This window comes from Pseudomonas sp. P4_C1 (genome assembly GCF_056402155.1).
Genome location: NZ_JBFUHY010000128.1, coordinates 1 through 6,222, shown reverse-complemented (window position 1 = coordinate 6,222; position 6,222 = coordinate 1). Strand labels below are relative to the sequence as shown.

The 6,222-nt window shown below is 60.8% G+C and carries 3 protein-coding genes and 1 pseudogene; 1 reads left to right on the top strand and 3 read right to left on the bottom strand.

Annotated elements, in window-relative coordinates:
* Positions 1-248 precede the first annotated feature (248 nt).
* Complete coding sequence (locus AC1DU9_RS29155) at positions 249-857, top strand: tyrosine-type recombinase/integrase (protein ID WP_477811211.1); 609 nt, start codon at positions 249-251, stop codon at positions 855-857.
* An 82-nt stretch (positions 858-939) separates the two neighbouring features.
* On the opposite strand, the gene AC1DU9_RS29150 is transcribed toward AC1DU9_RS29155, so the two are convergent.
* The 3 genes and pseudogenes from AC1DU9_RS29150 to AC1DU9_RS29140 all read right to left on the bottom strand — a co-directional run.
* Positions 940-2,034, bottom strand: coding sequence for a hypothetical protein (locus AC1DU9_RS29150; protein ID WP_223463504.1), 1,095 nt, complete (start codon positions 2,032-2,034; stop codon positions 940-942).
* A gap of 10 nt (positions 2,035-2,044) precedes the next feature.
* Complete coding sequence (tssM, locus tag AC1DU9_RS29145) at positions 2,045-5,665, bottom strand: type VI secretion system membrane subunit TssM (RefSeq protein WP_223463503.1); 3,621 nt, start codon at positions 5,663-5,665, stop codon at positions 2,045-2,047.
* Positions 5,666-5,753: 88 nt separating this feature from the next.
* Positions 5,754-6,222 (bottom strand): annotated as a pseudogene (locus AC1DU9_RS29140) (T6SS immunity protein Tli4 family protein); the annotation flags it as partial.

Below are 6,222 nucleotides of genomic sequence, written 5' to 3'. Positions count from 1 at the left end.
GAATAGTACAGTATTAAAATACGTGGTCAACCCCCCGCCTGAAAATTCTTCTTCCTTATCGAAGCGCCCGGGTTGCCACCATGAAAACCTCCAGCATCCATGTAAAGCATAGAGGCAGCAGAGAACCCAATCCACGCCATCTGCCGGTGAGTGCCATCGACACGGGACTGATCATGCAAGCGATTGAACCCGTCTGGACGGTAAAGCCCGAGACCGCATCCCGCGTGCGTGGCCGCATCTAGTCCGTACTGGACTGGGCCACGGTTCGCAGTCACCGCAGCGGAGAGAACCCGGCGCGCTGGAAGGGCCACCTGGACCATCTGCTACCCCGCAAACCCAAGATCCAGAAGGTCAAACACCACGCAGCCCTCCCCTATGACGAGGCCAACAAATTTGTTCGTACCCTGCGCTCACTGGACGGCATAGCGGCCAAGGCGTTCGAACTGTTGATCCTGACGGCGACTCGTACGAGCGAGACCATTGGAGCCCGCGAGGCCGAAGTTGATCTGGGCACCCAGGTCTGGACGATTACGGCCGAGCGCATGAAAGTTCCGAAGGAGTATCGCATTCCGCTCTGCAGGCAGGACGTCAAGTTGCTTCGTCCTCTGATCGAGGATGCACCGAACGAGTCAGAATACCTTTTCCCTGGAAACAAACCCGGTACTCACCTCTCCAACATGGCCTTGCTTCAACTCCTGCGGCGGCTAGAGCGTCCAGATCTCACCGCGCACGGCTTTCGCTCCACTTTTCGGGGCTGGGCCAGGGAGACAACCGACTACCCGCGGGAGGTGGCAGAAGCCGCCCTTGCTCATACGATCAGGGACAAGACCGAGGCGGCCTATAACGTCGGGTCATGATGGAGCATTGGGGCAGGTATTTAAGTGAGAAATCAGAATGAGCTTAAGCCCATGCTCGCAACGCAGACTTGGGTATTGATCATCATGCAGCTACTATTCGAGCTGCTTCCCAAGCAAAGTGCTCTCCCCCACAACACACGCCTAGCCACCGGAAACCATGGGTGTGATGGAGTACTCTATTCTCCACCTGCCCAACCGCCGCCGCTGCCCCAGCATTAACCATCGCCGGCCGTACCCACACAGTCCGCTCCTCCAACCGTCGAACGTGCCCACGCCGCAGATGCGCGCGCGGCGACGCATGCTGCCCACCGCCGCTTGAAGTGCCGATTGCACGTGGGGCACTGATCTGAAGTACCCGATAGCTGAAGAACGGCGGCTTGCCTTTTCCCTGACGCTTGCGATTGATCAACTTCGGTGCGGCGATCTCTGCTGTGGTGACATTGGCGCAGTTGAGTACCACGCCTGTCTGCAACAGCATTGAGACTTCATCGCGGGTATCGGACAGGACTCTCGCGGCCACTTCTGCTCCGCAAGAGTGTTCCAGCGCTTCTGCTGCAATCTCCGGCAGCAGCAGGAACGGCGATACGCGAAACTGGCGCAGTTTGCTTAGCGGCAACCCGGCGGCGATGTAGGGTTCAATCAATAGCTGATTGGTCAGGCCGGCCTCGCCAGGGGAGTAGTCACTGACTTCGTTGTCATGGGGCACAAAGGCGCCGCCCATGGGCAACTTCCAAAGCCCGGTACGATCCTCCCAGTACAGCGGGATAACGATCACCCCGCCGTGCTCTTCCTGTAGGAAACCCCGGGTATCCGGCAGCCAATTGGCTACTTCCGGGGACATGGTCAAGCACAGGGCGATACGCTTGGATGAGCGGATGCCACCGTGTTTGTCACCACCGGCTCCGTCCGGCCAGACCCAGGGGGCTTCAAGGGCTACCACTGGATACGGCAGGCGAGCCATGTCGACATGCGCTTGGCGCAGCTCGCTCATGTCGATCAACTCGGCACAGTTGGGCAGCAGGAATTTCACGCTGTCACGCAGTTGCTTCGTAACAAACGTGTGGGCCGTGCGAATACCGGGAAGGTTCTGGCCCAGCAAAGGCAGGCACACTTCCAGTTGCTCCAGGGCCTGAGTCGAATAGTTCAAGCTGCGGACTTGATCGATCTTATCCATCATGCGGAACTCCTTACCGTTGAGTGACGCTGTCAGTAGCTTTTTTTCTGCCGCGCTCTTCCAGCAACGTCCTCGGCAACACAAACCCTTCAAAGCTGCGCTGGGTGATCGGGTTGTTAGCCTTCTCCGCCCCAATCCGATAACGCATCAGCCCATCGGCAACGGCAAAGGTCAGGTCCACGCTGGTGTCGGTTCTTCCATTGAGGTGCCCGCGGCTAAGCAGCCGGAACAACGACCACGGCCCGCGATAGCTCAGGCTGGCGGTGTTGCCGGTGCTTTGCACCAGGGTCAGTTGGCTGCCATTGGTGTTGCCCAGGCTGTTGGGCCACACCAGTCCCGCGCGTTGCGGCGCGCCATGCTGGTAAGGGATGAGTTGGCCATCAACGCTGAGCATGCTGCTCAGGCGGGTGGCGCTCAGGGCCAAGGGTTCGATGGTGAGTTGCACGGCCAAGTGGCCGCGATGGTTGAAGAAGGTGTCGCGGATGCGCTCGACCTTTTTCAGCTGTTCCAGCACGTCGCTGCGCACCAGGTAGCCGCCGAGGCTGTCGGAGTACAGCGCATCGAGGTTGTCCTTGAGGAATACGTTCAGGTATTGATCGTGAAACTGCTGCAGGCGCCCTTGTGGGCCAAAGAACGCTTCAAAGTCCTCCAGCGAGGCGTCCTCGCCGCTGGCCTTGAACGGATAGCGGCCTGCCAGGCGGTCGCGGTAGAAACTGTAGATTTCACTGTCCCAGCGTTTCTCCAACTCACGCAGGGCGGCAATTACCAGCACCTGCGAGGTCTGGTCGGCGAGCTTTTTGACCTGTTGGTTCAGCGGTTCGGGCAGGCCCACGGCGACGCGTTGCAGGTTGGCGATCGGGTCGGCACCGCCCAGGGAGAAGCGATTGAGCACGGTTTTAAGGGCTGCTTTACCGGGGTCGGGATTGTCGTGCACGGCCTTGGCATAGTCGTAGACGGCGCTGACCGAGCGCAGGGTTTCTTCGTAATAGGACGGTTGCTCGCCTTGGGCGGTGATCAGTTCGGCCAGGCTGGAGAACGCGCGCCGAATACCAGCGGCCTGCTGTTGGCCGTCCGATACCTTGTCCAGCGCCAGCGGTGCTTGTCCTTCGGCCAAAGGCACGGCCGGGTAAATCACGCTGTTGTCGCGCAAGGTTTCCAGTAGGCGCCGCAGCGGTGCGGCCGGGCCGGTGACTTGTTCCAACACGGCCACACCGTGGCTGAGGTCGTCGAAATCGGTGACCGCGAACTGATTCAGTGCCCGCCGCCAGCTGTCCACATAGTCGGCGCTGTACAGGGCGCGAATGCGCTGGGTCAGAATTTTGCGGTCTTCATCGGAGTAGTCCAGGCGCTGCCGTTCGCCGAGCACCCATTGGTCGATCATGGCCAGTTCGATGATGCCGTCGGTGCCGGGCTCGAAGTAGTCCTTGAAGCCCTTGGCGGTAAGCAGCGGTGGCAACTGCAGGCCGCTGCCCTCTTGATCGGTGTTCAGCGGGCGGTAGACGATATCGAACGCTGGGCCGACCTCATTGCGCAGGTCCAGCGGGCGATGCAAACGCTCCAGAGCGTCCTGTTTCAGGCTCATGTAGACCCGTTCGGCCATGGGCAACTGGCGCAATTGCTGTTGCACCTGGGCAATACGTTCACGGTAGTGCGGCAGATCGGCGTCGGCGTATTTCAGCGCGTAGCCCAGGTGGCCCATCAGATCGGCCTGCAACTGGCCCTGGCCTGGATAGGCGCGCTGCCACTGCTTGGCGACCCACTCTTCGACGATGGCCGGGCGGCGGTTTTGCCGCTCTTCAAGCATGCGGTAGACGCGCAAGGCCGCCAGTTGCTGATTGCTGCCCGCAGGCGCGGTGTTGATCGCATCCAGCACACCGCTGGCAATCGCCGGCAGGAAGCGCTTGGACAGCAGATTCAGGTACGCCTTATCCACGGTGGGGCCGATCGCCCTCCCCTGATACAGCCCCATATCCGACAACAACGGCCACGCTTGGCGATAGTCGCCGTAGACCAGCACTGCATCGCGAATCTGGTCCAGCGGCACCAGCAAGTTGCGGCCGGTGGTGTCGACCTTGGCGTCGATGTCCCGCTCACTGAACTCCTGGCTCTTGGCCAATACGGTGGCCGCTTTGTCGCGGTTGATGTTGAAGTAAAACTGCCAGGTGCCGATGGTCACTAAACACCCGAGGGACGCGACGCTGAACCCTGCGATCAGCAGCCGCCGTTTGCTGCGGGCCACCTTGATGTTGTCGCCCGCCAGCCCCGCTTCGGGGTAAATCACTCGCTGGAACAGTTGCTGGGCAAAGTAAATCGCCGTGCCCCCGGCCGGTTTGACCTCGGGTGGCGGTGGCGGCAGTTGATAGGCTTGCCCCGCTTCTTTGACGAAAGCGTTGCTCAGGGTGCCCTTCTGAAGCACCGAGGAGAAATACAGCCCGCGTACCAACGCCGGGGTGGTGAAACGATCGCTGCCAAGCATTTCGCTCAAGAAGCCAAACAGCGCCGGGCGCAGGCCCGCCACCTGGTGCGCCAGCGCCTGCAAGCGATCGCGCTCAATCAATGTGCGCGACTCCCTGGCGCCGTCGAAAACTTGCTCGCTCAGGCAGACGACAAAGGCCTGGTATTGGCGTGTCAGTTCCGCCAGCCAAGCATCAAAATCATCCACCGCGTCCAGGCTGAAGGTGAAGCCCAACAGGTCTTCGCGCCCACTGCGCGACAAGCGGGCGAAGAACTCTTCGAAACCTTCCAGCAGGTCGAACTTGCTCAGCGTCACGTACACCGGCAGGCGCGTGCCCAATTGCCGCGTCAGCTCAAACAGCCGGGTGCGCAGCAGGTTGGCGTGGGCCTTGCGCTGCTCGGGACGTTGCGCCAACAAGGCCTGCACATCGATCACCAGCACCACGCCGTTCAAGGCCCGACGGCTGCGATTGCGCGTCAGCCAGTCGAGCAGGTGCGACCAGAGGCGCGCATGGGCGCCAGTGGGCAGTACCGGTTTGACCTTGCCCTCCGCGCCCGACTGCTCCTCATCACTGGCCGCCGACTCCGGGTGGCTGAGAAATTCCCCCGGAGGATCGATCAACACCGCCTCGTCACCGATCCACCAATCCACCGGATAGGCCAGTTGCTCCTCCTGATGAGCCCTGACCCCGGCCTTGGTCACATGGGACAAGGCAAAGCTCTGGTTGGAGCGTGTGATCAGACTGGTCTTGCCGGCATTTTCCTCGCCCAGCACCAGATACCACGGCAGTTGATAGAGCGAACGGCGGCGCTCCATATTGTTCAGCAGGTTGCCCAGGCTGCGATCCAGAGCCCGCTCCTGCGCTTCGACATAAGGCAGGCAGGGGTCGGCTTGTAGGGCAACCTCATGTTGGCGTTCGACCTGCAAACGCTGGTAACGCTCCCGCACACGCCACGCCCAGACCAGCAGCGGCGCTACGATCACCACCACACTGGCCGAGACGCGCATCGCCAAGTCGGCCAGCGGCTGGTGCTCACGCCAGGTCCACTGTGGCCCCAGCCACCAGATGGCGATCAGCAAGAACACCACGCCCAGCAGCACCAGCACCGGTAGCGCCTGATTGAACTGGCGCAGTAGCGGCAGGCCCCAGCGTATGAGGTAACTCCAGACCGTTTTCATGAATCGCTCCTAGCGTATTTATAGAATTCATTGCCTACAGACGGCATGAACGCGTTCCTTTTTGCTCCCGCTAACGCCACGCCCATGGTCATGGCTTGCGCTTTTCAAAGCTGGCGATGAACTCATCGAGGATGCGTTTGTTTTCGGCAGCCTCCTCGGCCGTTGGGCCACGGTCGTTCGCCCAAGGGTCCGGTTTGGGCGCGACTGCGCCGTAGCGGATGCGTACGGACTTGAGGATGGCGTCCCACACGGCCATGGCTTCGTAGTCGGTGAGGGAGGGGTTGACGGGGTCTGGTGAAGCAGGTTGTTGCCAGAGCGGCAGGTCGTAGCCTTTGTTGGCGAACTGGGGCAGGGTCCAGCGAACTAAGTCCTTGGGTTTGTCAGGATTGATTGGAGTTCTTTTTATCCCACCCGCCGACATACGAAAATTCATGCTTGGACGATTCAGGGCGGGGTTTTCACGATAGGTCTCGGCCCCGAAGAGGATTTGACGGTGGGTGTCGTCGCTCAAGCCGATCAGGGATTCTTCCGCCGGCATTCCCGCGAGGGTGATCTTC